At 63.7% G+C, this 24178-nt stretch carries 22 protein-coding genes; 18 read left to right on the forward strand and 4 right to left on the reverse strand.

What is annotated here, in order from left to right; all coding sequences use genetic code 11:
* Positions 1 to 60 precede the first annotated feature (60 nt).
* Positions 61 to 216: a type I toxin-antitoxin system ptaRNA1 family toxin gene (locus PLC66_RS17790; protein WP_503012235.1), complete on the forward strand. Its 156-nt coding sequence runs from the start codon at positions 61 to 63 to the stop codon at positions 214 to 216.
* Between the two features lie 222 nt (positions 217 to 438).
* Here PLC66_RS17790 and PLC66_RS17795 read toward each other — a convergent pair whose 3' ends face one another.
* Positions 439 to 714: a helix-turn-helix domain-containing protein gene (locus tag PLC66_RS17795; protein WP_324542903.1), complete on the reverse strand. Its 276-nt coding sequence runs from the start codon at positions 712 to 714 to the stop codon at positions 439 to 441.
* Between the two features lie 331 nt (positions 715 to 1045).
* Between PLC66_RS17795 and mads1 the strand changes: the two genes are divergently transcribed.
* The 7 genes from mads1 (at position 1046) to PLC66_RS17830 (ending at position 11426) form a co-directional block, all read left to right on the forward strand.
* Positions 1046 to 1246 carry a methylation-associated defense system helix-turn-helix domain-containing protein MAD1 gene (gene mads1 / locus PLC66_RS17800; protein WP_010378957.1) on the forward strand — a complete coding sequence of 67 codons (201 nt, stop codon included), beginning with the start codon at positions 1046 to 1048 and terminating at the stop codon, positions 1244 to 1246.
* 58 nt (positions 1247 to 1304) lie between these two features.
* The gene (locus PLC66_RS17805) at positions 1305 to 4088 is read left to right on the forward strand and encodes a class I SAM-dependent DNA methyltransferase (RefSeq protein WP_324542938.1); all 2784 of its coding nucleotides are present in this window, start codon (positions 1305 to 1307) and stop codon (positions 4086 to 4088) included.
* Positions 4085 to 6139 (forward strand): DEAD/DEAH box helicase, encoded by a 2055-nt coding sequence (locus PLC66_RS17810; RefSeq protein WP_324542940.1) that lies wholly within the window; start codon positions 4085 to 4087, stop codon positions 6137 to 6139. Before PLC66_RS17805 ends, PLC66_RS17810 begins: the two co-directional genes overlap by 4 nt.
* The gene (locus PLC66_RS17815; RefSeq protein WP_324542942.1) at positions 6132 to 7343 is read left to right on the forward strand and encodes a GIY-YIG nuclease family protein; all 1212 of its coding nucleotides are present in this window, start codon (positions 6132 to 6134) and stop codon (positions 7341 to 7343) included. The genes PLC66_RS17810 and PLC66_RS17815 overlap by 8 nt, the downstream gene beginning before the upstream one ends.
* Before the next feature lie 38 nt (positions 7344 to 7381).
* Positions 7382 to 10009 carry a TrlF family AAA-like ATPase gene (locus PLC66_RS17820; protein ID WP_324542944.1) on the forward strand — a complete coding sequence of 876 codons (2628 nt, stop codon included), beginning with the start codon at positions 7382 to 7384 and terminating at the stop codon, positions 10007 to 10009.
* On the forward strand, positions 9991 to 11166 hold the full coding sequence (locus tag PLC66_RS17825; RefSeq protein ID WP_324542946.1) for an RNA/DNA-binding domain-containing protein: 1176 nt from the start codon (positions 9991 to 9993) through the stop codon (positions 11164 to 11166). Before PLC66_RS17820 ends, PLC66_RS17825 begins: the two co-directional genes overlap by 19 nt.
* A 62-nt stretch (positions 11167 to 11228) precedes the next feature.
* On the forward strand, positions 11229 to 11426 hold the full coding sequence (locus PLC66_RS17830; protein ID WP_039418936.1) for a hypothetical protein: 198 nt from the start codon (positions 11229 to 11231) through the stop codon (positions 11424 to 11426).
* A gap of 186 nt (positions 11427 to 11612) precedes the next feature.
* On the opposite strand, the gene PLC66_RS17835 is transcribed toward PLC66_RS17830, so the two are convergent.
* Positions 11613 to 12482 (reverse strand): DUF2459 domain-containing protein, encoded by an 870-nt coding sequence (locus PLC66_RS17835; protein WP_324542965.1) that lies wholly within the window; start codon positions 12480 to 12482, stop codon positions 11613 to 11615.
* A 359-nt stretch (positions 12483 to 12841) separates the two neighbouring features.
* Between PLC66_RS17835 and PLC66_RS17840 the strand changes: the two genes are divergently transcribed.
* On the forward strand, positions 12842 to 13756 hold the full coding sequence (locus PLC66_RS17840) for a YihY/virulence factor BrkB family protein (RefSeq protein WP_324542967.1): 915 nt from the start codon (positions 12842 to 12844) through the stop codon (positions 13754 to 13756).
* A gap of 29 nt (positions 13757 to 13785) precedes the next feature.
* Here PLC66_RS17840 and PLC66_RS17845 read toward each other — a convergent pair whose 3' ends face one another.
* Together PLC66_RS17845 and cobA are read right to left on the reverse strand one after the other, a co-directional pair.
* Positions 13786 to 15228, reverse strand: a complete 1443-nt coding sequence (locus PLC66_RS17845) for a DUF294 nucleotidyltransferase-like domain-containing protein (protein ID WP_324542969.1) — start codon at positions 15226 to 15228, stop codon at positions 13786 to 13788.
* Positions 15229 to 15352: 124 nt separating this feature from the next.
* Positions 15353 to 16249 (reverse strand): uroporphyrinogen-III C-methyltransferase, encoded by an 897-nt coding sequence (cobA, locus tag PLC66_RS17850; protein WP_324542971.1) that lies wholly within the window; start codon positions 16247 to 16249, stop codon positions 15353 to 15355.
* A 200-nt stretch (positions 16250 to 16449) separates the two neighbouring features.
* Here cobA and PLC66_RS17855 point away from each other — a divergent pair, with 200 nt between their 5' ends.
* The 9 genes from PLC66_RS17855 (at position 16450) to ahbB (PLC66_RS17895) (ending at position 24070) form a co-directional block, all read left to right on the forward strand.
* Positions 16450 to 18132: a cytochrome D1 domain-containing protein gene (locus PLC66_RS17855; RefSeq protein ID WP_324542973.1), complete on the forward strand. Its 1683-nt coding sequence runs from the start codon at positions 16450 to 16452 to the stop codon at positions 18130 to 18132.
* A 69-nt stretch (positions 18133 to 18201) separates the two neighbouring features.
* Positions 18202 to 18810, forward strand: a complete 609-nt coding sequence (locus PLC66_RS17860; RefSeq protein WP_324542975.1) for a NapC/NirT family cytochrome c — start codon at positions 18202 to 18204, stop codon at positions 18808 to 18810.
* Between the two features lie 48 nt (positions 18811 to 18858).
* Positions 18859 to 19737 carry an ethylbenzene dehydrogenase-related protein gene (locus PLC66_RS17865; RefSeq protein WP_324542977.1) on the forward strand — a complete coding sequence of 293 codons (879 nt, stop codon included), beginning with the start codon at positions 18859 to 18861 and terminating at the stop codon, positions 19735 to 19737.
* 133 nt (positions 19738 to 19870) lie between these two features.
* Positions 19871 to 20200 carry a cupredoxin domain-containing protein gene (locus PLC66_RS17870; protein ID WP_324542979.1) on the forward strand — a complete coding sequence of 110 codons (330 nt, stop codon included), beginning with the start codon at positions 19871 to 19873 and terminating at the stop codon, positions 20198 to 20200.
* A gap of 108 nt (positions 20201 to 20308) precedes the next feature.
* The gene (locus PLC66_RS17875; protein WP_324542982.1) at positions 20309 to 20692 is read left to right on the forward strand and encodes a c-type cytochrome; all 384 of its coding nucleotides are present in this window, start codon (positions 20309 to 20311) and stop codon (positions 20690 to 20692) included.
* A gap of 85 nt (positions 20693 to 20777) precedes the next feature.
* Positions 20778 to 21986, forward strand: coding sequence for a cytochrome D1 domain-containing protein (locus PLC66_RS17880; protein WP_324542984.1), 1209 nt, complete (start codon positions 20778 to 20780; stop codon positions 21984 to 21986).
* Positions 21986 to 23020 (forward strand): siroheme decarboxylase subunit beta, encoded by a 1035-nt coding sequence (gene ahbB, locus PLC66_RS17885; RefSeq protein ID WP_324542986.1) that lies wholly within the window; start codon positions 21986 to 21988, stop codon positions 23018 to 23020. Before PLC66_RS17880 ends, ahbB (PLC66_RS17885) begins: the two co-directional genes overlap by 1 nt.
* The gene (locus PLC66_RS17890) at positions 23013 to 23531 is read left to right on the forward strand and encodes an Lrp/AsnC family transcriptional regulator (protein ID WP_324542988.1); all 519 of its coding nucleotides are present in this window, start codon (positions 23013 to 23015) and stop codon (positions 23529 to 23531) included. The genes ahbB (PLC66_RS17885) and PLC66_RS17890 overlap by 8 nt, the downstream gene beginning before the upstream one ends.
* The gene (gene ahbB, locus PLC66_RS17895; protein WP_324542990.1) at positions 23531 to 24070 is read left to right on the forward strand and encodes a siroheme decarboxylase subunit beta; all 540 of its coding nucleotides are present in this window, start codon (positions 23531 to 23533) and stop codon (positions 24068 to 24070) included. The genes PLC66_RS17890 and ahbB (PLC66_RS17895) overlap by 1 nt, the downstream gene beginning before the upstream one ends.
* Positions 24071 to 24178 lie beyond the last annotated feature (108 nt).

Here is a 24178-nt window from a genome sequence, read left to right on the forward strand (position 1 = left end):
GCAAAAAGCCGCGCCACCGGGGGCGAATCGTGAGGGTGTGAGAAATGCGGGCTAGACTGGATTGACCAGGAGGCGGCGCGGCAGCTCTCACCGATGGCCGAAGCCGTCGCCAACATGTTCATGGTGCTGTACTACCAGGCCGAGACGGGGCAGGCGACTCACGACGATTTCCGCGAGGCCCTGGACGCAGTGCGTCAGTCACTCCGCGCCGCGTAGGCACGCGCACCAGGAGCAGCAAGGGCGGCCACTGGCCCCCCTTGTCTTGTCCGGGCCTGCATCGTCAAAGGCGGCGATGTGTGCCGGAGCGCTCGAGCATCGTCAGATCGGACGATGAGGGCCGCGTTGGTCTGCTCCCCTTGGCGTGGATCTCGCATCGTCATTTCCAGCGATGAGATCCACCTGCAGCACCGTCAGGAATGGCGATAGTGGCCTGCTCTCCTACTTGATGCCGTGCATGGCCTTGGCTCTCGCTGCGACTGCCCGCGCGTGCTCGATGTATGCGGGGTCGGCCGTGATCTCGGCTTCGGCCAGAAAGGCGCTGATCGCCTCGACAGTGGTCAGTGCCTCAGCCGGGTCGAAGGGCGTCAGCATTTCACCGCCTGGTCTGTCGTCGTCCGTGTTCAGCTCAGCCAACAGCTCGCCGACCGAACCAACCCTCGTCACCCGACCGGCGCGGCTGTCTGCAATCGCTTCGTCTGTTTCCTTTTTGCCCATCGCACACCTCACGCAGATATTGCTCAGCCCGTCACAGCCAGATGCGGCAACCGCGAGCACGGCTATGAAGGTCACAGGGTACTACGTTGCTTGTTTTTCCCCAGAAAAGGACGCACGGACCACCTTCCTGGCGTAAACCAACCACGACTTGGCGGCGATAGCGTATGGCCTTGCCATCCAGCTGGTGCCGCGAGCTGCCGTAGGGCAGGGGCGCGAGCTGAATCCGTGGCTTCGAGCCCATGAGATTCGGTATTCATTCGGGTGGGTCAAATGGTAAACTTGGCCAAACTTTGGAATACTTCGCCGCGCGACACCAAGCGAGCCGCCTGATATGAACCAACCTGATAGCGAAATTCTCACGCTGGATGAAGTGGCGGTCTACCTCAAGGCAGGGAAGAAGACCGTTTACCGGCTGGCCCAGCAGGGGGAGATACCGGGGTTCAAGCTGGGCGGCACCTGGCGGTTTCGTCGCAGCGAGTTGGATCGCTGGATTGCCGCACAGATCGCCGAGAAAACGCAGGACAAGACATGAGCGCCCCGCGGAACGACAGCAGCCAGGTGGCAACGCCCCGAGTGGGGGCTGCACGCCCATGAACGCCGTAGAAATCGAACAGGCCATCACAGACCTTGCGGAGCAGCCCTACGACCCCGCAGAGTTCCCCTATGCATTCCTTGAAGCCTTCGGCAACAAGGCGACGACCATCAAGCGCCTGCGTGCGGGGGCGTCGAACAAGTCCGACCTCGGCGGTGTTCTTCAGACCAGCAACATCCACATCCTGACCTGCGACGCAGGGCGGGTGACCCAGACGCTCGCCGCCCTCAAGGCCAGCCCGGCCACAGCCAAGGCCAAGGCGAAGTTCATCCTCGCCACGGACGGGGCGGACTTCGAGGCCGAAGACCTGACCAGCGGCGAGACCGTCGCCTGTGCCTTCAAGGACTTTCCCGACCATTTCGGCTTCTTCCTGCCGCTGGCGGGCATCAGCACTGTCCGCCAGATCAGTGAGAACGCCTTCGACATCCGGGCCACCAGCCGCCTGAACCGTCTGTATGTCGAACTGCTGAAGGACAACCCGGAATGGGGCACGGCGGAGCGTCGGCACGACATGAACAAGCTCATGGCGCGGCTGATCTTCTGCTTCTTCGCCGAGGACACCGACATCTTCGTCGGCAGGGGCCGTTTCACCGAAACCATCGCTCAGATGAGCGCCAAAGACTCGTCCAACACGCACGACGTCATCGCCACACTGTTCCGCACCATGAACACCAAGCGCGAGGACCGGGCCGCCGCCAAGATTCCCCGATGGGCCGAAGACTTCCCATACGTCAACGGGCAGTTGTTCTCTGGTGGCGACGAGGTGCCGCGATTCAGCAAGATCGCCCGGTCCTATCTGCTGCATGTTGGCGGATTGGACTGGACCAAGATCAACCCGGACATCTTCGGCTCGATGATCCAGGCCGTTGCCGAGGACGAGGAGCGCGGCGAGCTGGGGATGCACTACACCAGTGTTCCCAACATCCTGAAGGGCCTGAATCCGCTGTTCCTCGACGACCTGCGGGAGAAGCTGGAGGAAGCGGGCGATAACGCTCGCATGTTGCTCAACCTGCGCAAACGCATCGCCAAGATTAGGGTCTTCGACCCGGCCTGCGGTTCGGGCAATTTTCTGGTCATCGCTTACAAGGAAATGCGCGCCATCGAGGCCGAGATCAACCGGCGGCGCGGTGAACCGGATCGCGCATCAGAAATCCCAGTCACCAACTTTCGCGGGATCGAGCTACGCGACTTCCCGGCGGAGATCGCCCGCCTTGCGCTGGTCATCGCCGAGTATCAGTGCGATGTGCTGTACCGGGGCCAGAAGCTGGCGTTGGCCGAGTTTCTACCTCTGCGCAACGAAAACTGGATTACCTGCGGCAACGCGCTGCGGCTCGACTGGTTGAGCATTTGCCCGCCGACTGGAACCGGCGTGAAGATGCAGGCCGATGACTTGTTCGGTTCTCCGCTCGATCAATCTGAGATCGACTTCGAGAACGAGGGCGGCGAGACTTATATTTGTGGAAACCCGCCCTACAAAGGTAGCCAGACGCAGACCAAGGAACAGAAGGCTGATTTGGCTTCGGTGTTTGATCCTTGTGGCATTTCGTCCAAACAAATTGACTATGTTGGCGGCTGGTTCATGAAAGCCGCCGCCTACGCGCAAGCCACGCCAACGGATTCGGCTTTCGTCAGCACCAACTCCATCTGCCAAGGTCGCATCGTTCCGATCCTGTGGCCGGAAATTTTCAAACGCGGCTCCCACATCCGCTTCGCGCACACCAGCTTCAAATGGACGAACCTCGCTGCGCACAACGCGGGCGTGACGGTCGCCATCGTCGGCCTTTCCACGGACGCAAGTAAGAAACGCCAGCTTTACGACTTGGACCGCGATGGCGAAACCACTGTGCGCGAGGCGACAAACATCACACCTTATCTGACCGTTGGCGAGAACGTGGTGGTCGAGGGGCAGCGCAAGAGCGTTTCGGGCCTGCCCGATATGTCTTTCGGCAACATGCCCGTCGATGGAGGAAATCTCTTGTTCTCGGCGGATGACGCGGCCTCGCTCGGCTTGAGCAAGCAGGATGCAGAGACCTTTCTTCGGCGCATCTACGGCTCCGCCGAGTTTATTCGCGGAGTTGTTCGCAAGTGTCTCTGGATTCCCGATGAAAAATTGCCGCAGGCCTTGCAGATAGCCTCCATTCGAGCTCGCATTGATGGCGTCCGGGAAATGCGGCTAAAAAGTAAAGATGCGGGCACGAATGAAATGGCATCGCGGGCTCATCAGTTTCGCGAGATGTATGACGGCGAAAAGCACACGCTAATTCTTCCCGGCGTGTCATCGGAAGGGCGTGAGTATCTTCCCGTTGGACTGATTGACAATCATTCGGTAGTCAGCAACCTCGCCTTTGCTCTCTACGACGCTCCCCTCTGGAATCTCGCGCTCATCGCTTCTCGTCTGCACCTGGTCTGGATCGCCACCGTCTGCGGCAAGCTGAAAACAGACTTCCGGTACTCCAACACCCTCGGCTGGAACACGTTCCCGGTGCCGACACTGACCGAGAAAAACAAGGCCGATCTCACGCGCTGCGCGGAGGACATCCTGCTGGCGCGGGAGCATCACTTCCCCGCGACCATCGCGGACCTATACGACCCCGAGAACATGCCCGCTGACCTGCGTGCCGCCCATGATCGCAACGACGAAGTGCTGGAGCGCATCTACATCGGTCGCCGCTTCAAGAACGACACCGAGCGGCTGGAGAAGCTGTTTGACCTCTATACCAAGATGACCGCTTCGGCTGCACCGGCCAAGGGCAAGAAGCGCAAAGCGGGAGCCAACGCATGAGCGAAAAGATCAAGTCCGTACCGTCCGTTTCCGTCACCTACGCCCGCAACGGTGCGTCGACCAAAGCAAATGCGCTTGGGATGCGGCCCATGCAGGAGCGGGCCTACGAGAAGCGGGGCGAGCAATACCTGCTCATCAAGTCGCCGCCCGCATCGGGCAAGAGCCGTGCGCTGATGTTCGTGGCACTCGACAAGCTCAAGAACCAGGGCTTGAAGCAGGCCATCATCGTTGTGCCGGAGAAGTCCATCGGTGCCAGCTTCAACGACGAGCCGCTGTCGAAGTACGGCTTCTGGTCCGACTGGCAGGTTGAACCCAAGTGGAACCTGTGCAACGCGCCAGGCAACGACAACGGCGGCAAGGTCAAGTCGCTGGGCGCATTCCTCGAAGGCGACGACAAGGTGCTGGTCTGCACCCATGCGACCTTCCGCTTCGCGGTCGATGCCTACGGCGTGGAGGCGTTCGACGACCGACTGATTGCGGTCGATGAGTTCCACCACGTTTCGGCCAACCCGGATAACAAGCTCGGCTTGCACCTGGGGCAGTTCTTCGCGCGGGGCAAGACGCACATCGTTGCCATGACCGGCTCCTACTTTCGTGGCGACGCCGAGGCCGTGCTCGCACCGCAGGATGAGTCGAAGTTCGATACCGTCACCTACACCTACTACGAGCAGCTCAACGGCTACGAGTACCTCAAGCAACTCGACATCGGCTACTTCTTCTACAGCGGGCCTTACGTTGATGACATCCTCAATGTCCTCGATCCCGCCGAGAAGACCATCATTCACATCCCGAATGTCAATTCGCGCGAGAGCACGAAGGACAAGATGCGCGAGGTGGAACACATCATCGAGGCACTGGGGGAGTGGCAGGGCATCGACGCCGCCACCGGCTTCCAGCTCGTCAAGCGTCCCGATGGCCGCGTGCTACGCATCGCTGATCTTGTCGATGATGATGCTGCCAAGCGTGACCGCGTGTCCACCGCGCTCAAAGACCCGGCGCAGAAGAACAACCGGGACTATGTGGACATCATCATCGCGCTGGGCATGGCGAAGGAGGGCTTCGACTGGATTTGGTGCGAACACGCCCTAACCGTTGGCTACCGCGCCAGCCTGACCGAGATCGTTCAGATCATCGGCCGTGCAACCCGCGACGCGCCTGGTAAGACCCGCGCGAGGTTCACCAACCTGATCGCCGAGCCGGACGCGGCCGAGGAAGCTGTCACCGAGGCCGTCAACGATACGTTGAAGGCCATCGCAGCCAGCCTGCTGATGGAGCAGGTTCTTGCTCCGCGCTTCGAGTTCAAGCCCAAGAACCCCGACAGCGGCCCGACGCCGGGATTTAGCTACGGCGAGGGTGGCTACGACGCGGACCGTTGCAATGTCGGTGTCAATGAGCAGACAGGGGCTTACCAGATCGAGATCAAGGGCCTCGCCGAGCCCAAGAGCAAGGAGGCGGCGCGAATCTGTCAGGAAGACCTGAACGAAGTCATTGCGGCCTTCGTGCAAGACAAGCCCACCATCGAGCGCGGCCTGTTCGATGAGGAGCTGGTGCCCGAGGAACTGACGCAGGTTCGCATGGGCAAGATCATCAAGGACAAGTATCCCGAGCTTGACGCCGAAGATCAGGAGGCCGTGCGTCAGCACGCCATTGCTGCCCTCAACCTCACGCAGCAGGCCAAGCGCCTAGTCACCGAAGGTGAGAGCGACGGGTCACCCAACACCGCCCTGATCGACGGCGTGCGCCGCTTCGCGATGGACGTGCGCGAGCTGGACATCGACCTCATCGACCGCATCAACCCCTTCGGCGAAGCCTACGCCATCCTCGCCAAGACTATGAGCGAGGACAGCTTGAAGCAGGTTGCGGCGGCCATCTCGGCCAAGCGCACGAGCCTGACGCCGGACGAGGCGAAGGAGATGGCTGTTCGCGCCGTTCAGTTCAAGAAGGAGCGCGGACGCATTCCTGCACTCGATTCCCAGGATGCCTGGGAGCGACGCATGGCCGAAGGCGCGGCCGCCTTTATGCGATTCAAGGCGGAGGGGCGGTATGAGTAACTCCGATCTTGACGAACTCGCTGCGGAGCTTGCCGAGTTCGCACCGCCCGAGGCGAAGGGCGGACGGCCAGCCAGTGAGGAGCGCGTCATCGCGGGCTTCGAGGAAATCCAACGCTTCACCGAGAAGCACGGGCGTGCGCCGCAGCATGGTGAGGATCGCGACATATTCGAGCGCCTCTACGCCGTGCGCCTGGACCGCTTGCGTGCGCTCCCGGACTGCCGCGCCCTGCTTGAGCCGCTGGACTATCAGGGCTTGCTTGCCGCTGCGCCAGCCACTGCTGTTCCGGGAGATGAGGCCATCGATATCGACGACCTGGCTGCCGAGTTGGCGGGCGTAGCCGAGGCGGACGACATCACAGTCCTACGCCATGTCCGCACCAGCGCCGACAAGCGCGCAGCCGAGGAGATCGCGGATCGCAAGCCCTGCGAGGACTTCGAGACCTTTCGACCCTTGTTCGAGCGCGTGCAAGCGGAGGTCAAAACCGGTATGCGCCAGTCCCAGCCCATCGAAGCGGGCCGCCGCGCGATTGAGGCCGGGGACTTTTTCGTTCTCGATGGCATCACGCTCTACGTTGCCGAGGTCGGCGAGCCATTGAAGACCACCGCCGGGGAAGTGGACCGCCGCCTGCGCCTTATCTTCTCCAACGGCACCGAGAGCAATCTGCTGCTGCGCTCGCTCCAGCGAGCGTTCTACAACGACCCCGCCGCGCGGCGGCTGGCCTCGCCCGAGAGCGGGCAACTCTCCTTCGGCGGGGAGCTTGAAGCCGATGATGTCGAAAGCGGCACGATCTACGTCCTGCGCTCCCTCTCCGATCATCCCTATGTCGCGCAGCACCGCGAGATCATTCACAAGGTCGGCGTGACCGGGGGCAGGGTGGAGACGCGCATCGCCAACGCCGAACACGACTCCACCTACCTGCTGGCGAAGGTCGAAGTGGTGGCAACCTACAAGCTCGCGGGCGTCAACCGCACCCGGATGGAGAACCTGTTCCACAGACTGTTCGCGCCAGCGCGGTTGAACATCACGATCAACGACCGCTTCGGTCATCCTGTGCAGCCTGAGGAATGGTTCCTAGTGCCACTTCATGTGATCGACGAGGCGGTTCAGCGCATTCGAGATGGATCGATCACCAAGTTTATCTATGACCCGCAGACCGCTCGACTGGTGGGCTACGCGCGGACTCACTATAAGGATGAACCATGATGGAAAGTCTGCGACCGAAGCAGTCAGAGGCTCGATCCATGGTCTTTGCAGAAGGGGCGCAGTGGGTCCGCGCTGACTTTCATCTGCATACCCGAGCGGACCGCGAATTCAAGTTCACGGGCAATGACAACTTCTACAACAGCAACTATGTGGATGCGTTGGAGAAAGCGGACATCCGATTGGGCGTCATCACTAACCACAACAAGTTCGACTTCGAAGAATTCAAAGCACTGCGTAAGACGGCCCAGAAGAAGGGTATTGCGCTGCTGCCAGGCGTTGAGTTGTCGGTCAATGACGGGGCTAATGGCATCCACACGCTTGTTGTGTTCTCCGACGAATGGATCGATGAACACAATTACATCAACCCCTTCCTGACCAGCGCATTCGAAGGCAAAACGCCCGCGCAGTACGAGCAGGAGAATGGGCGCACTTCATGGTCGCTTCTGGAGACCATCAAGAAGCTGGAAGGCTATCACCGGGACTTTTTCCTTGTCTTCGCCCATGTCGAAGCCCCGAGTGGCCTGTGGGCGGAGCTGGATGGCGGCCGGCTTACTGAGTTGGGGCAAAACGAGTTCTTCCGACGCAGAACGCTGGCTTTTCAGAAGGTACGCACGCACGACGGCGCAGGCAAAGACAAACCCTGCCGCACCAAGGTTCAAAGCTGGCTACAGAGCTGGTACCCCGCCGAACTGGAAGGCAGCGACCCCAAGAGTGTCGATGAAATTGGTCGAGGCAAAGCCAGCTACCTGAAGCTGGGCGAACTGTCCTTCGAGGCGGTCAAGTTTGCCTTGAGCGATCCCGCTGGGCGGGTAGCCATGGAGCCGCCCAAACATCAAGCGTCGCACATCCGCAGCATCCGCTTCGACGGCGGCATCCTCGACGGGCAAGTGCTGCATTTCTCTTCCGAACTCAACACGTTGATCGGCATCCGGGGCAGCGGCAAATCCTCCATCCTGGAGGCAGTACGCTACGCCCTCGACATTCCACGCGGCGAGAAGGCGCAGGACACCAAGTACAAGGATGAGTTGATCCGCCATACCCTTGGCAGCGGCGGCAAGGTGACGCTGACAGCATGTGACGTGTACGGACAGGAATTCACCATCTCCCGCATCTTCCGCGAAGCCCCGAATGTCTATTTGGGCGGCAAGTTGCAACCCGGCGTGTCGATTCGGGAGACCGTACTGCGCCGTCCGATCTACTTCGGCCAGAAGGACCTTTCAAGCACCGGCGAAGGCTTCGAGACCGATCTGGTGGAAAAGCTGGTTGGCGAGAAGCTGCGTGTGCTGCGTGACGAAATAGAGGTTCAACGCCAGCGCGTGCGTGACGCTGCTCAGCGCTGGCTCAAGCTCAGCAACACAGCCGAACTCAAGCGCGACTTCGAGACCCAACTAAATGATGCCAACTTCCGTTTGACCAAGTTCGCGGAGCACGGCGTCGCCGACAAGCTCCAAAAGCGCCTCGGCTTCCAGCAGGACGCTACTGCGCTAGCACGCATGAAGGAGCGGGCAGACAGCTTCCTCCTCGCCTTAGGGCAGTTGATTGCCGAGCATGAGGACGAGTTGCGCAACGCAACGAGCTACGTGTCCAAGCAGAACCCGGATTTCTTCGCGGCCTACTACGTCGAGTTCTCCAACCTCGTGGCAAAGGTCGATCAGCTCAAGCAGATCGAGCAAGACGCGCGAGCCATTGCGGGGCGCCTCAAGACCAAGCAGAGCGAGTTTGAAGGTGCAAGCAAGAACCTTCAGGAAGAGTTCGCACAAGTTGAGCGCCAACTAGCCCAGGAACTCAAGCAAACCGGCATGACAGCCATTCAGCCGGACGACTTCCTGGCCCAGCAGCAGCGCAAAACCAAGGCGGAGCAAATGCTGGAGGCGCTGGCCAAGCAGGAATCACAGCAAACCAGTATCCGCGACGCGCTGTTCGCCGAGATCGACAAACTCAATGAACTATGGTTGCGCGAGTTCAACACCATCAAGGTAGAGCTTGACCGCGTGAACGCTGGCCACACCGCCCTGCAGATCGAAGCGGACTTTAAGGGCGACAAGGAAGCCGCCATCAGCTTCATGCAGCAGCTCTTCAAGGGCAGCAACATCCGCGAAACCACGCTGCGCGCTGTGATGGAGGACTATGCCGATTTCGGCGGCCTCCTGCGTGCCCTGCCGGGAGCCTTGTCAAAGGCCGGCAGCACCCCCGAGGTCTTCGACAAGACATTCATGCAGAACCTGACCGAGTTCGTCGCTTGGCAGGTGCCCAACCGCTTCGTCATCCGCTATCGCGGCAAAGAGTTGAAGCACCACTCTCTCGGGCAGCGCGCTTCGGCCCTGTTGCTATACGTGCTCAGCCAACGCCAGAACGACGTGATCATCATCGACCAACCGGAAGATGATCTGGACAACCAGACAATCTACGACGATGTGATCAAGCTGCTACGGGAAATGAAGCCTCACGCTCAATTCATCTTTGCTACCCACAACGCCAATTTCCCGGTGCTGGGTGACGCGGAACAGGTGCACGCCTGCCAATACCAGGACGAGAAGGTTGCCACGCGAAGCGGCAGCATCGACGCCCGCCCGGTGCAGGACGCCATCATCAACATCATGGAAGGAGGCCAGGAAGCCTTCAACCGCCGCAAAGAGGTCTACAACCTATGGAAACCACAGAGCTGATCGACCTGCTCAGCCGGGGCGAGGACAGTCGGCAGCAGTTCAAGACAGACATGAACAATGCCGACGCCTTGGCAGCGGAGATCGTTGCCTTCAGTAACACCGCTGGTGGTCGCATCTTCATTGGGGTGAACGACGACGGTTCGGTGCGCGGCCTATCCGGCGCCGACGTTGCTCGTCTCAATATGCTCATCGCCAACGTGGCCTCACAGGTCGTGCGTCCCGCCGTGAACCCGCTCACGGAAAACGTGCCCCATCCGGCAGGCACGGTGCTGGTGCTGTCCATCGCTGAAGGCGTCAACAAGCCCTACATGGACAAGAACGGCGCGATTTGGGTGAAGAACGGCTCGGACAAGCGCCGCGCGACCTCGCGCGAGGAATTGCAGCGCCTGTTCCAGCAGGCGGGCTTGGTGCACGCCGACGAAACGCCCGTGGCGGGCTTGAGCGCGGGCGATGTGGACATGCCCTATTTCGAAACCTTCTTCGAGCAGCAATTCGGTGAGCCGCTCGCCCAGCATAACCAGCCGTTGCCGCAGTTGCTGAACAACATGAACCTGATGAACCAGGGGCAGCTCAACGTGGCGGGCGGTCTGCTATTCGCCAAATCACCGCACTACGCGCTACCCGCCTTCATCGTCAAGGCCGTCGCCTTTGTCGGCACCCAGATTGAGGACGAACGCTACATCGACAGCCGCGACATCGCCGGCAAGCTGGCTGACGTGTTCCAGCAGACGCTGGGCTTTATTGTCGCCAACACCCGCGCTGCGCAGGGCGAGCAGGGCTTCAACTCCCAGGGGCAGCCTGAGATTCCCCGCATCGTCTGGGAAGAGCTGGTCGCCAACGCCCTCATTCACCGCGACTACTTCGTCAGCGCGCCGATCCGCGTACTGGTGTTTGCGGATCGGGTCGAAATCATCAGCCCCGGCCACCTACCTAACAACCTGACGATCGAGAACATCAAGGCCGGCAACTCAAATATGCGCAACCCCATCCTGGCGTCCTTTGCCGCCAAGCTCCTGCCTTATCGCGGATTGGGTAGCGGCCTGCTGCGCTCACTGCGGGCATGGCCGCAGATCGAACTCATCGATGATCGGGCCGGCAATCTGTTCAAGGCTATTGTGGCGCGTCCCAGTGTGCTGGAGCCGGCCGGAAGATCTTGACTGATCGGCTGGGACGGAGGTGGATAGGCTTCTGGTTTTTAGAACGTCGCTATGGTGTCAGCATGAAACTGCACGAAGAAAACGAACCGTTCTTCATCACCGAGGACATGGCCGCCGAGATGGCCGCTGCCGGCTACGAGTTCAAGCCCCCCGGCCATGCCAGAACGAAGAGCGTCCGCGACCTGTACGGATGGCAGCCCGGGGAGACTCTGGAAGAGGCCATTGCCCGGCACCAGCGTAGGCAGTGTTCATCCTCTTGATCTGAGGATGGCACTTTTCATGGCATCAATTGGCCTTCAATTCGTAAGTATTGGATAGTAAACGAGTTTCTATGCTTATAGATAATCGAGTGGGAGTGAGCTTCCCTTCCTGCCCGCAGGCACCGAGTAGTCTGCCAAGCTGGGCGTGAGCGCGGCGGCGGTTGCGAGGCTGGGCCGTGAGCCGGGTCAGGGTGGGTCGCGCAGCACACGGCCGTGAGGGCGCAGCTGGGCGAACAGGGCGTTGGCGGTCAGCGCGGTCCTGGGACGCAGGGGTACGCCAGACGCGGCCAGCAAGTCGGCGATCCAGACGTTGCATGTCCTGAACAGGTGGAAGCGCTCGCGCGAGGCGTAGAAGCGGCTGACGCCGTACAGTCCCGGCCCGAGCGGAGGCGGCACCGCGGCGGTGGCTCGCGCGTCTGCCGCCGCCGGCACGCGCTCGTGACTGTCGCTCACGGCGTCCACCAGCGCCGCGAAGCCGGACGCTGACAGTTTCAGCTCGATAACACCCAGCTCGGTAAAGTAGCGCTCGACGGGCCCGTCGAAGGCGACCACATGCAGCACGGCCGACGTCGGCCATAGCAGGGCACGCACGCCGGTCCACAGCCCCGGGGCAGGCGCCATGTAGTAGTCGCGGTCGCCCCAGCCGACCTCCAGAAACTCGGCCTGGGGAAAGTCGCGCCGGGCCGGCCAGGCCTGCGGCGCAACGTCAGCGGCGCGCACGACGATACCGCTGTGGTAGCCGTGATGCACGACCCAGATGCGGTGCACCGGCGGCTCGGGGGGCGTCACTGGCGCGGCAGGGCGTGCCGCAGGCATGGCACAGCCGAGGCTGGCGAGCGTGAGCGCGAGCACGAAGGCGCGCGCCAACACACGCCAACCAGCTGCACTGCCACCGCAATTCTGGCGCTCGCGATCGTCGAGGCCGCGTACACCCATGCCGCGCCGCGTGTCCGCCTGGGCAGCGCTGAACTTGCGTTTGGCGACGAGGGTGCAGATCTTTTCCCAGGCGCCCCGGAAGGGGAGCGTGTCGAGACCGGCACAGGTGAGGATTCGCATTGGGGGCGGAGGTCGAGGGACACTGCAAGTATAGGCGGGTGCGCGCCCCTGTTCGAAGGCGCGCCGTGTGCGCAGAGCGAGCGGTCGACAGACTGGAGTGCCGTGCGTCGAGTTGCGCGGACTGATCGATGAAGCGTGTGCTGGCGCAGCACACCGCCATCGTCGTGGCGGCGGGGGGCATGGCCTCGCATGGCGGGGGCATCGGTCGGCGACGGGCTGCAAGGGTGGGCGGCTGCGGTGTCATGCGGTATCTTCTGCCGCATGAATGTGATCGTCCTTCCCTGCACGATGCCGCTGATGGGCGCGTTGGGTGCGCGCCCGGCCCTCCATTGCGCAGCGGGGTGCGCGGGAGTGCGCCGATGATCGCGCCGGTGATCGCGCTCGTTCGATACTGGTTCGGCGTGTTGAGCCGGACCGTGCGCCTGTGGCTGGATGCGCAGGTTTTCATGCACGCCGCCGCGCTGGCCTTCTTCACCCTGTTCTCGGTCGCGCCGGTGGTCATCATCGCCGTCACCGTGGTCGGCCTGGTGCTGGGCGAGAGCGCGGCACAGGGCCAGATCGTCGAGCAGTTGCAGGCTGCGATCGGCGCTGAAGCCGCCGCCGCGGTGCAGACCGCGGTCGAGAACAGCCGCATCGAGCAGAGCGGCCTGCTGCCGACGCTGGCGGGCATCGGCGCAGTGCTGTTCGGTGCGACCACGGTGTTCACGCAGATGCAGATGTCGCTCAACGCGATCTGGGGCGTGGCGCCGCGCCCGACTCGCAGCGGCGTGTTCATCTACCTCAAGACGCGCCTGTTGTCGCTGGCGGTGGTCCTCGGCATCGGCTTCGTGCTGCTGGTGTCGCTGACGCTCAGCGTGCTGCTGCGCGCGCTGGTCACCTTTGCCCAGGACTGGCTGCCGGTGCCGGCCGAGCTCGTGCTCGGGCTGGACTGGACGGTGTCGCTGGCGGTCATCACGCTGCTGTTCGGGACGGTGTTCCGTGTCCTGCCCGACGTGGTCCTGCTGTGGCACGACGTGCTACTTGGCGCCTTCGTCACCGCACTGCTGTTCGCGCTCGGGCGCGCACTGATTGCGATTTACCTGTCGACAACGGCGACCGCCTCCACCTATGGCGCGGCGGGTTCGCTGGTGATGCTGCTGCTATGGGTCAATTATTCGTCCCTGATCCTGCTGTTCGGCGCGGCCTTCACGCGGGCGCATGTCGAGGCCAGGGGCCGCGCGGTGCGCCCGCGCGCCACCGCGGTGTGCGTGCACAGGCAACTGATCGAGGATTGAGGGGTGGCGCCTGCCGCCCTCCAACGCGCTCAGTTGCGCAGCAGGTGCAGGTTGAAGTGGTGCTTGATGAAGGCCTGGAACTTGGCGACGCCCTCGAGGGCGAGGCGGAACTCGCCCTGTTCCATTGCGTTGAGCTGGTCGAGCGCGATGTAGTTGTTGGGCTCGCGGCCAGCGCGCAGGGCTTCGACATGGCCACGCAACCGCATCAGCACCAGGAAGTCGAAGGCCGCGCGCAGGTCGGCGGCGGCGTCATCCTTCAGTGTGCCGTCGGCCACCAGCGCCTCGATGCGATCATGGGTGCTGCCGTCGAGCTTGCGTGCCTTGATCGCGAGCGCCTTGATGCCGTCCGTGATGGCGAAGATACCGGCCTTCTTGACGTCGACCTTGCCGCGTTGGGGCCCCGATTTCTCGACCTTGATGCGGCCGAACCAGCCCAGCGGCGGGTGAAAATTGGTCATGTTCTGCGCCATGCGCATCAGGAAGCCCTGGTCCTGGCTCATGTGGCGGAAGGCGTGCTCGCGCAGGCTGCCGACCAGGTCGGCACGACCGTAGAGCGCACGCAGGTCCATGAACATGCTGCCGGTCATCACGTTGTCGGGCGTGGGCGTCGACAGCCAGCGGTTGAGCTCGACCTTCCAGCCCGACAGGCTGCGCCGCCACTGGGGGTTCTTGGCCATGATGCCGCCGGGGCAGGGCGGTACGCCGATCGAGATCAGCGCATCGATCAGCTCCTGCGAGAAGGCCTCGAGACGTGAGACCTGAGCGGCGTCCAGCGCATCGTCATAGATGATGGCGTTGTCCTGGTCGGTGGACAGGGTCTGCTCGCCACGCCCCTCGCTGCCCATGACGACGAAGGCGAAGTCGGCGCTGAGGTCGGGGTATTTCTCGTTGCGCAGCAGATGGATGAGGCGGATCAGTACCTGGTCGTTGAGGTTGGCGATGAGCTTGACCATGTCGCGGATCGCGACACCGGTGCCGGCCAGGTGCAGCACCAGCTTCTGGAGGCGCTCATGCAGGTGGCGCAGGGCATCGATGGAGTCCGCCTTCTCGATGTCGAGCACCAGCTGGTGCGGCGAGTGCGCCTGCAGCCTGAGGATGTCGGTGTCGGTGATGATGCCCGCCAGCGCGCCTTCGGGCGTTACCACCACCAGGCGGTGGATTTTCAGCCGCGACATGCGGTAGAGGGCTTCATACAGCACATCGTCCTCGCCGATGACCACCAGCGGGGCGTTCATGATGTCGGCGACGCTGAGCGTGTTGGGGTCCCGACCCTGGGCGACGACCTTGTTGCGCAGGTCGCGGTCGGTGAGGATGCCCTGCGGGCGGCCTCCGTCGATGACCACGACGCTGGAGATGTTGCGCTCGCGCATGCGGGCGACCACTGCGACCACGCCGTCGGTCGCGGCGCAGGTCACGACGTTGCGCTGACAGAAATCCCTGATCGGGCGGAAAAACTGGTTCTCTTCTGCCATGCGCGAGCTTTCCTGGGTGCAGTGGATGGGCTTGTCATTATAACCACTGCGACATCATGGAAAACTTGCCGCGCCAAGCGATGAGCGGTGGTCAACCCGCCTGGACTGCGTTCGGGAGGTCGCTTCAGGCCGCAGCGACCAGCGTCTGTGCCAGCAGCACGCCCGGGTCGAGCGAGATCACCTCGCCGACCATGATCAGCGCCGGCGCGCGGATGCCGCGCTCGCGCACGTCGCGCGGGAGGTTCGCCAGCGTACTGTGCACGCCGCACTGGGCCGGGGTCGTGGCGGCGTGAATCACCGCGGCCGGCGTTGTCGCGGGCAGGCCGTGGGCGACGAGCGCCGCGCAGATCTGCTCGAGGGCGCCCAGTCCCATGTAGATCACCACCGTCTGGTGCGGGCGGGCGAGGGCGGGCCAGTCCAGGTCGACCGTGCCGTCCTTGAGATGGCCGGTGGCGAAGACCAGGGTCTGGGCATGCTCGCGATGCGTCAGCGGGATGCCGGTACAGGAGGCCGCGCCGGCTGCCGCGGTGATGCCGGGGACGATCTCGCACTCCAGGCCGGCAGCATGCACGGCCTGCATTTCCTCGCCGCCACGGCCGAAGATGAAAGGATCGCCGCCCTTCAGGCGCACGACGTCAAGACCCTGGCGGGCCAGATCGACGAGAAGCTGATTGATCTCGTGCTGGGGCAGGGCGTGGTTGCCGGCCTCCTTGCCGGCATACACGCGGCGCGCCGATGCCGGGATCAGGTCGACGATGGCCTGGCCGACGAGGTGATCGAACACCACGGCCTGGGCCGAGGCGATCAGGCGTGCCGCTTTCATCGTCAGCAGCTCGGGGTCGCCGGGCCCGGCGCCGACCAGGTAGACCTTGCCGACCCTGGGCTTGGTCTGCAGCTCGTCGGTAGCGGCGGGGTCGAAGTCATGCGAACCGGAGGCACGGCGGCTTCCCGTCGCCCTGAATGCGCGTGCCCCCCGGTGCTTGCCCTGCGCAGTGCTTGCTGTGTGGATCGCTGCATACATGGTTCGGGCTCCGGCGAGGGGTCAGGTGAAGGGCGTGGATGTGTGCGTGTGTGGCGTTTCGGGCGTGTTCCGACCGTGGCACAACTTTATCCTTACGCGTCATGGGGAAAATTAATTCACATCAAGGATCGGCGACTGCCTAAAAAACCATACTGCCCTCACCGTGTTGTTTCACATCCCGTGTCGTAAAGGAGAGGGAAATGCAAAACAAAAGCTTGATCGGTAAGACGCTCGCCATGGCAATCCTGCCGCTGGCGATGAGCAGCGCCTGGGCGCAGGAAGCTCCCAAGCTGACTGCCGAGGAAATGGAGCAGGGCAAGCTGATCTACTTCGAGCGCTGTGCCGGTTGCCACGGCGTGCTGCGCAAGGGCGCCACCGGCAAGAACCTCGAGCCGGCCTGGAGCAAGACCATGCCCGACGGCACGAAGATGGAAGGCGGCACCCTGAAGCTGGGCACCGACCGTCTCGAGAAGATCATCGCCTACGGTACCGAAGGCGGCATGGTCAACTACGACGACATCCTCACGCCGCAAGAAATCAACCTGATGGCGCGCTACATCCAGGTCGAGCCGCCGATTCCGCCCGAGTTCTCGCTCAAGGACATGAAGGACAGCTGGAAGCTTCTGGTTCCGGTTGACCAGCGTCCGACCAAGCAGATGAACAAGGTGAACCTGAAGAACGTGTTCGCCATCACCCTGCGCGACGCCGGCAAGCTGGCCCTGGTCGACGGCGATACCCACCAGATCTGGAAGATCCTCGACACCGGCTACGCGGTTCACATCTCGCGCCTGTCCGCCTCGGGCCGCTATGTCTACACCGTGGGTCGCGATGGTCTGACCACCATCATCGACATGTTCTACGAAGAGCCGACGACGGTCGCCACCGTCCGTCTGGGTTCGGATGCACGCTCGGTCGATACCTCCAAGTTCAAGGGCTACGAAGACAAGTACCTGATCGGTGGCACCTACTGGCCGCCCCAGTACTCGATCATGGACGGTGAGACGCTCGAGCCGATGAAGGTCGTGTCGACCCGCGGTCAGACCGTCGATGGCGATTACCACCCCGAGCCCCGCGTGGCCTCGATCGTGTCCTCGCACATCAAGCCGGAGTGGGTGGTCAACGTGAAGGAAACCGGCATGATCCTGCTGGTCGACTACACCGACATCAACAACCTCAAGACCACCCAGATCGATTCCGCCAAGTTCCTGCACGACGGCGGCTGGGACATGACCAAGCGCTACTTCATGGTGGCGGCCAATGCCTCCAACAAGGTCGCCGCGGTCGATACCCAGACCGGCAAGCTCGCGGCCCTGGTCGATACCGCCAAGATCCCGCACCCGGGTCGCGGCGCCAACTTCGTCCATCCGCAGTTCGGTCCGGTGTGGGCAACGGGTCACCTGGGCGACGATGTCGTGTCGCTGATCTCGACCGCGCATGACGACGCCAAGTTTGCGAAGTACAAGGAGCACAACTGGAAGGTCGTCCAGGAGCTCAAGATGCCGGGCGCCGGCAACCTGTTCGTCAAGACGCATCCGAAGTCCAAGAACCTGTGGGCCGATGCGCCGATGAACCCGGAGCGCGAGATCGCCGAGTCGGTGTACGTGTATGACCTGACCGACCTGTCGAAGGAGCCCAAGCGCCTTGACGTCGCCAAGGATTCCGGCCTGCCGGAAAGCAAGGCGATCCGTCGCGCGACCCACCCCGAGTACAACGAGGCCGGTGACGAAGTCTGGATCTCGCTGTGGGGCGGCAAGACCGACCAGTCGGCCATCGTCATCTACGATGACAAGACCCTGCAGCTGAAGAAGGTCATCACCTCGCCCGAGATGGTCACGCCGACCGGCAAGTTCAACGTCTATAACACGATGCACGATATCTACTGATCGGCCGGTTCGATCGTAGCCTGAGAAACCCCCGCGCCACGGCGCGGGGGCAGAGAGGGTAGAGTTTCCATGTCAGATCGAGACAGCAACACCAAACAAGAACAATCTGGCGGCCTGCTGGCGCGCCTTCGCCGCCCCTCGAAGAAGTCGCTGGGCGGCCTGCTCGCGGTCGGTTTCGTCATCGGCATCCTGTTCTGGGGCGGCTTCAACACCGCCATGGAGGCGACGAACACCGAGACCTTCTGCATCTCGTGTCACGAGATGCACGACAACGTGTATCAGGAATACAAGACGACCATCCACTACAGCAACCGCACCGGGGTGCGCGCTGTGTGTTCGGATTGCCACGTGCCGAAGGACTGGACCTACAAGATGATCCGCAAGATCCAGGCTTCGCGCGAGGTCTGGGGCAAGATCACCGGCTCGATCAGCACGCCCGAAAAGTTCGAGGCCAAGCGGCTGGAACTGGCACGCCGCGAATGGGCGCGGATGAAGTCGGTCGATTCGCGTGAATGCCGCAACTGCCACAGCCTCGAGAGTATGAACACCGAGGTCCAGAAGCAGCGCGCGCGCAAGCAGCACGAGTTGGCACTCGAGGACAAGATGACTTGCATCGACTGCCACAAAGGCATCGCACACACCAAGCCACAAGGCATGACCGACGAAGACGAGATGTGATCTTCACGCGGGCATCAATGTGAAGTCCAACCCAAGCACAGTGAGGGAATGACGATGAAGAAGACGATGATTGCCGGCGCCGTTGGCGCACTACTGGCCTTTGGTGCGGGTGGCGCCTTCGCGGCCGCGCCCGACTGGGGCAAGGTGGACGCCAAGGAGATCACCCTGTTCTACCCGGGCGTGTCGCCGCTCGAGTGGATCCAGAAGGGGACCGAGCACGGTGGCGCCCGTGCCTTGCGCAAGGGCGAGACCTGTGCCGACTGCCACAGCGATGAGACGGCCGACATGGGCAAGAAGATCGCCAGCGGCCAGAAGCTCGAGCCGAACCCGATCCCCGGCAAGGCGCCCTTCATCCCGGTGACGGTGCAGGCCGCGCATGATGGCGAGAACCTCTACCTGCGCTTCTCCTGGAAGCAGCCGGCCGCCTCGGGCGCACCGAAGATGGACGACGCCAATCCGGTCAAGATCGCCTTCATGCTCGAGTCGGGCGGCAAGGTCGAGCTCGCCGACCAGAGCGGCTGCTGGGCGACCTGCCACCAGGATTCGCGCACCATGCCGGGTGCGGACGACGCCAAGAAGAAGTACGTGAAAGGCGGCTCGTTGGCCGACGGCAAGTTCTACGACCTGTACCAGTGGCGCAGCGGCGAGAACAAGGGCTTCAATGGCCACGTCGCCGATTCGCGCGTGATGGAAGGCGGGGCGGCGCTGGTGAGCGCGGAAGGCAAGCAGGACGGCGATGCCTGGTCGGTGGTCTTTACCCGCAAGCTCGCCGGCGGTGAAGGCGACGTGACGCTCGAGGCCGGCAAGAGCTACAACTTCGGCTTCGCCATCCACAACGACAACTCTGCGGGTCGTTATCACCATGTTTCGCTCGGTTACAAGCTGGGCATCGATGCCGATGGCGATGTGAAGGCCGCCAAGCACTGACATCGCTGGCGCCCTTGCGCCGCGCGTGCGTGGCAGGCGTCTCTGAAGTTGAGCGGGAATTCGGGCTTGCCCGGGTTCCCGTTTGCGTCTGGAATGTCCAGAATGTGCGGGTTCCACGATGGGAGCAGCGTCCATGAAGGCAGGAATTGATCGCCGGTTCATCGCAGCAGCCGCGTGCGCATTGGTGTTCTGCGCACCGGTCGCGGCCGCAGACCACCAGGTGCTGATCGAGAAATACACCTTCGATCCGGTCGAGTTGCGGATCAAGACCGGCGACACCGTCACCTGGGTGAACGAGGAGAAGCGGGTCAGCCATTCGGTGTATTTCATCGCCGAGAACGAAGAGTCGGAGCGCTTCTTCCCGGGCGAGCGCTGGTCGCGCACCTTCGATCAGGCTGGACGTTTCGAGTACCGCTGTGGGCCGCACCCCGAAATGCTGGGCGTGGTCATCGTCGAGGATTGAGCCTGCGCACCGGCCAACCCTGCGGCAAGTGGGGTTGATTCGAGTCAAGGTTTCGGAACGCTCAAGAGTCCATCCTGTTCCCGAATCGAAGCCCGTCGGAAGAACAAGATGAAGCTGCCGCCCCTCGTTGCCCATGTCGCCGTATTCATCGGCGCTGCCCTGGTTTCCGCCTTCGCTGCCGCCGACGACACCCGGCCGCCAGAGCCCGAAGGCGAGCGTTATCGCGAACTCGTGCACGTCGTCCGCCAGGACTGTGGCTCCTGTCATGGCCTGACGCTCAAGGGTGGCCTGGGACCCGCGCTCACGGTCGAGGCACTGGCCGACAAGCCGGCCGAGGGGCTGGTGGCCACCATCATGGGCGGCCGCCCCGGCACGCCGATGCCGCCTTTTCGCGGCATCGTCACCGAGGCCGAGGCCGAGTGGATCGTCGATCAGTTGATGCGGGGTTTTCCGCCCGATGCCGGCCTGCCGGCGACGAGTTCGCTGAACTGAGCGGCCCGCGCCAGGCGCCCGCCGCATCCACCGTGTCGTACCCGACCTTGCCTGGCCACCCCCGGCCCTGAATGCTGGAGTCTGCATGTCTTCCCAAGCCGTTCGTCTCGCGCCGCCCGCCCTGTGGGCCGTGATCCTGCCCGCGATCGTGTTCCTGCTCTCGGCGTGTGCGAGTGCGCCGCCGGTGGCGCTGCGCGGCACGGGCGACCTCGGTGTCGTCATCGAGCGCGCCGATGGCAAGGTCAAGGTCGTTGAAACCACTGGGCGCAGCGTGCTCGCCACCGTCGATGGGCTGGGCGACCTGTCGCATGCCTCGGTGGTGTTCTCGCGCGATGGGCGCCATGCCTTCGTCTTCGGTCGCGATGGCGGGCTGACCAAGGTCGACCTGCTCGAGGCGAAGGTGGTCGGCCGCGTGCTGCAGGCGGGCAATGCGATCGGCGGCTCGATCTCGCATGACGGCAGCCTGGTCGTGGTGCAGAACTACGAGCCGGGCGGCATCAAGGCCTTCGATGCCCAGACCCTCGAGCTGGTCGCGGACGTGCCCGCCACCACCGAGGACGGCAGGCGCTCGAAGGTGGTGGGCCTCGCCGACCTGTCGGGCAAGCGCTTCATCTATGCCTTGTTCGAGGCCGGCGAGATCCGCATCACCGATTTCTCCGACCCGCGCAATCCGGTCACCCAGCGCTTCGCGGGTGGCAAGCAGCCCTACGACGCGCTCGTCACGCCCGATGGCCGCTACTACATCGCCGGGCTTTTCGGCGAGGATGGCCTGGCGCTGATCGATCTGTGGAACCTGGACAAGGGCAGCCGCAAGATCCTCGATGGCTACGGCCGCGGCGAGGAGCCATTGCCGGTGTACAAGATGCCGCACCTGCGCGGCTGGTCCGTCGCGGGTGGCCGCGCCTACCTGCCGGCGATCGGGCGTCACGAGGTCCTGGTGGTGGACACCGATACCTGGCAGGAGGTCGGCCGCATCCCGGTCAAGAGCCAGCCGGTGTTTGCCATGGCACGGCCGGATGGGCGCGAGATCTGGGTCAATTTCGCCTTTCCCGACAATGGCTGGGTGCAGGTCATCGACACCGTCAGCGGCGAGGTGACCCATACCCTGCAGCCGGGCCGCGGCATCCTGCACATGGAGTTCCTGTCCAAGAGCCACGAGGTGTGGCTGTCCGCCCGCGACGACAATCGGGTGGTCATCTACGACACCGCCTCCAAGCAGCCGATCGGCGGGTTCGACTCGCTCAGCCCGAGCGGCATCTTCTTCACCACGCGCGCGGCGCGCACGGGGTTCTGATGCCACGTAAGCTCAGCCTGCCGAGCACGGTCAACGATACGGCCTTTCGCCTGCTCAACGAGTGGCAGCGTGACTTTCCGCTGGAGGCGCGGCCTTTCGCCCGCATTGCCGACTGCGTCGGCAGCAGCGAGCAGGCGGTCATCACAGCCTACCGCGCGCTCAGGCAGCAGGGCCTGGTGAGCCGGGTGGGTGCGGTGTTCGCGCCGCGGCGCCTGGGGGCCAGTGCGCTGGCCGCGCTGGCTGCGCCACCCGAGCGCCTCGAGGCGGTGGCGGCGCGGGTGAGCCGGGAGTCCGCGATCAACCACAACTACCAGCGCGAGCACCGCTACAACCTGTGGTTCGTGGTGACGGCGGCCTCGCCAGCGCAGTTGCGCGAAGTGGTCGCCGCCATCGAGCGCGATACCGGCTGCAAGGTGATCGTGCTGCCGCTGGAAGAGGAGTTCCACATCGACCTCGGCTTTGACCTGAAGGGGCCGGGGGTGGCACGCACGCCGCGTCATGAGCCGATCGCCCTCGGCACGGGCGACGCCGCGTGTGCGCTGCCGAGCATCGAGCGCGCGCTCATCACCGCCCTGCAGCAGGGGCTGGAGATCGAGTCGCAGCCCTTCGCCCGCCTGGGCGCGAGCGTCGGGCTCAGCGAGGCGATGACCCTCGAACTGGTTGCACGCTGGGTCGAGGAAGGCCTGATCCGGCGCTTCGGCGTCGTCGTGCGTCATCACGAACTGGGACTGGAAGCCAACGCCATGTGCGTGTGGGACGTGCCGGACGACGAGGTGTCCGAACTCGGCCGCCGTCTTGCGCGCGAGCCGGCCGTGACCCTGTGCTATCGCCGCCGGCGCGTGCTGCCCGAGTGGCCCTACAACCTCTTTTGCATGATTCACGGCAGTGCGCGCGACGAGGTGCTCGCCGCGCGCGCGGATCTGGCCGCCCGCCTCGGCCTGGATGCCCATGCGCACGCCGTGCTGTTCAGTTGCCGTCGTTTCAAGCAGACCGGCGCCCGCTATCTGGCCGCCAGCGATGCCGCCCATGTCTGACGCGAAGGCCGGCGCGGGCGAACGCGCAGGATCGGGCGGTCGTCGTGGCGTGGCGGCGCGGCGCGCGCCGGACGACATCGATCGTCGTCTGATCAATGCCTTGCAGGGCGATTTCCCGCTCAGCGAGACGCCCTTTGCCGAGGTCGGCGCGGCGCTGGGTCTGTCCGAGGGGGAGGTGATCGCGCGCCTGCAAAGCCTGCTCGACGACCATGTGCTGACCCGCTTCGGGCCGATGTTCCAGATCGAGCGCATGGGCGGGGCCTTCTGCCTGGCCGCGATTGCGGTGCCGGAGGCCGACTGGCCGCGGGTGGTCGAGGCCGTGAATGCCTTTCCCGAGGTGGCACACAACTACCGTCGCGAGCACGCGCTCAACATGTGGTTCGTGCTCGCCACCGAATCACCGGCGGGCATCGACGACTGTGCCCGTCGCATGGAGGCAGCCACCGGTCTGAGGGTGCATCTGTTCCCGAAGGAAAAGGAATACTTCGTCGAAATGAAGCTGGAGGCGTGATGCGGGCGAACGCAATGGCCGACGCGGCCGCCGAAGGGGTGAATGAGGGTCTGCCGGCCGACCTCGACCGCCGCATCGTGCTCGCCACCCAGGGCGGCTTGCCGCTCGTGCCGCGGCCGTATGCGGCCGTCGCGGCCCAACTCGGTGTGAGTGAGGCGACCTTGCGCGAGCGCATGGCGGCGATGCTGGCCGACGGCCGCATTCGTCGCATCGGCGCGGTACCCAATCACTACGCGATCGGCTACACGGCCAATGGCATGAGCGTGTGGGACATCGACGATGCGCTGATCGACGCGGTGGGCGAGCGGGTCGGGGCGTTGCCCTTCGTCACGCATTGCTACCGCCGCCCGCGCCACCTGCCGGACTGGCCCTACAACCTGTTCGCGATGGTGCATGCAGGCAGTCGCGAGGCGGCGCTGGCGCGCGTGGCCGAGATCGCCGCGCTGCTCGAGCGTGAGTTCCGCGGCGCCTGCCGACGGCGCGAGGTGCTGTTCTCGGCCGGCATCCTGAAGAAGACCGGTCTGCGCATCGGCGGTTGAGCGGGCGCGAGGCCTCATGCGGGGGCGCGCAAATCGCGCGCTTTCGGCCTCGTCGGGGGTGCGATCAGGCGCCCCTTGACCGGCGTCATTTTCCCGTTCGCCTGGCTG

This window comes from Thauera sp., from assembly GCF_035444905.1.
In the GTDB taxonomy this organism is placed as follows: Bacteria; Pseudomonadota; Gammaproteobacteria; order Burkholderiales; family Rhodocyclaceae; genus Thauera.

Bases quoted from the DNA above. Each gene is read 5' to 3' on its own strand.
- PLC66_RS17795 (WP_324542903.1), bottom strand. From the start codon at position 714: ATGGGCAAAAAGGAAACAGACGAAGCGATTGCAGACAGCCGCGCCGGT.
- mads1 (WP_010378957.1), top strand. From the start codon at position 1,046: ATGAACCAACCTGATAGCGAAATTCTCACGCTGGATGAAGTGGCGGTC.
- PLC66_RS17805 (WP_324542938.1), top strand. From the start codon at position 1,305: ATGAACGCCGTAGAAATCGAACAGGCCATCACAGACCTTGCGGAGCAG.
- PLC66_RS17810 (WP_324542940.1), top strand. From the start codon at position 4,085: ATGAGCGAAAAGATCAAGTCCGTACCGTCCGTTTCCGTCACCTACGCC.
- PLC66_RS17815 (WP_324542942.1), top strand. From the start codon at position 6,132: ATGAGTAACTCCGATCTTGACGAACTCGCTGCGGAGCTTGCCGAGTTC.
- PLC66_RS17820 (WP_324542944.1), top strand. From the start codon at position 7,382: ATGGTCTTTGCAGAAGGGGCGCAGTGGGTCCGCGCTGACTTTCATCTG.
- PLC66_RS17825 (WP_324542946.1), top strand. From the start codon at position 9,991: ATGGAAACCACAGAGCTGATCGACCTGCTCAGCCGGGGCGAGGACAGT.
- PLC66_RS17830 (WP_039418936.1), top strand. From the start codon at position 11,229: ATGAAACTGCACGAAGAAAACGAACCGTTCTTCATCACCGAGGACATG.
- PLC66_RS17835 (WP_324542965.1), bottom strand. From the start codon at position 12,482: ATGCGAATCCTCACCTGTGCCGGTCTCGACACGCTCCCCTTCCGGGGC.
- PLC66_RS17840 (WP_324542967.1), top strand. From the start codon at position 12,842: ATGATCGCGCCGGTGATCGCGCTCGTTCGATACTGGTTCGGCGTGTTG.
- PLC66_RS17845 (WP_324542969.1), bottom strand. From the start codon at position 15,228: ATGGCAGAAGAGAACCAGTTTTTCCGCCCGATCAGGGATTTCTGTCAG.
- cobA (WP_324542971.1), bottom strand. From the start codon at position 16,249: ATGTATGCAGCGATCCACACAGCAAGCACTGCGCAGGGCAAGCACCGG.
- PLC66_RS17855 (WP_324542973.1), top strand. From the start codon at position 16,450: ATGCAAAACAAAAGCTTGATCGGTAAGACGCTCGCCATGGCAATCCTG.
- PLC66_RS17860 (WP_324542975.1), top strand. From the start codon at position 18,202: ATGTCAGATCGAGACAGCAACACCAAACAAGAACAATCTGGCGGCCTG.
- PLC66_RS17865 (WP_324542977.1), top strand. From the start codon at position 18,859: ATGACGATGAAGAAGACGATGATTGCCGGCGCCGTTGGCGCACTACTG.
- PLC66_RS17870 (WP_324542979.1), top strand. From the start codon at position 19,871: ATGAAGGCAGGAATTGATCGCCGGTTCATCGCAGCAGCCGCGTGCGCA.
- PLC66_RS17875 (WP_324542982.1), top strand. From the start codon at position 20,309: ATGAAGCTGCCGCCCCTCGTTGCCCATGTCGCCGTATTCATCGGCGCT.
- PLC66_RS17880 (WP_324542984.1), top strand. From the start codon at position 20,778: ATGTCTTCCCAAGCCGTTCGTCTCGCGCCGCCCGCCCTGTGGGCCGTG.
- ahbB (WP_324542986.1), top strand. From the start codon at position 21,986: ATGCCACGTAAGCTCAGCCTGCCGAGCACGGTCAACGATACGGCCTTT.
- PLC66_RS17890 (WP_324542988.1), top strand. From the start codon at position 23,013: ATGTCTGACGCGAAGGCCGGCGCGGGCGAACGCGCAGGATCGGGCGGT.
- ahbB (WP_324542990.1), top strand. From the start codon at position 23,531: ATGCGGGCGAACGCAATGGCCGACGCGGCCGCCGAAGGGGTGAATGAG.